The organism is Quyinboa sediminis, assembly GCF_042219855.1.
Taxonomy (GTDB): domain Bacteria; phylum Bacteroidota; class Bacteroidia; order Bacteroidales; family UBA5342; genus JBHJHP01.
Genome location: NZ_JBHJHP010000041.1, coordinates 1 through 672, shown reverse-complemented (window position 1 = coordinate 672; position 672 = coordinate 1). Strand labels below are relative to the sequence as shown.

At 24.7% G+C, this 672-nt stretch carries 1 protein-coding gene; it reads right to left on the bottom strand.

Features of this window, described 5'->3' with window-relative positions; translation table 11 throughout:
* A partial coding sequence (locus ACE1EF_RS20080) for a hypothetical protein (RefSeq protein WP_375722500.1) occupies window positions 1-650 on the bottom strand: 650 nt, incomplete at its 3' end.
* Window positions 651-672 lie beyond the last annotated feature (22 nt).

Below are 672 nucleotides of genomic sequence, written 5' to 3'. Positions count from 1 at the left end.
ACGACATGAAATTCATTTGGTTTATATTCAATCATACTCAATAAAGTGATGTAGTTGTTTTCTAAATAACCAAAACTTAATAAATCAATTCTCAATATTTTGTTATTTATTTCATTGAGTATATTAGTATTGATACTGTCAATCTTTAGCTTATTTAAACTTACACTTTGAATAAAATTTAAAGGTTTAAAATCAACCTGATTTATTAATAAGTCATTAAGATAAGTTTTAGTAGTTGAGAATGCATTATTTATGAATTCTAATTCTTCCATAGAATAAATATATTTTCCGTAAACATCATCTTCTAAATTATTATCAAAAGAAATATTCACAGCCTCGTATTTATCTTTTGTCTCATTACTAAGTTCACTATACAAATGGAAAGCGGCATAAGGAGCTACTAAATTTTTATCAAATTCTAGACTATCAATCCAATTACAGTTTTGAATTTGAAAGTCAACGATTTTTTTAAAATCATTTATCTCATTTAGTTCGTATTCTGTATAAAATAAATCTGCTTTACCTCCAATTTTTTCAAGAACTTTTTCCGCTGCGTTTAAGTCAGTTTTAGTTACTTGATTACACGAAATCATAGATATAACAATCATTGAAATTAGAGTTGTAATGCTTGAAATATGATTAATTTTCATATTATTTTCTTCTCAAGGGTTT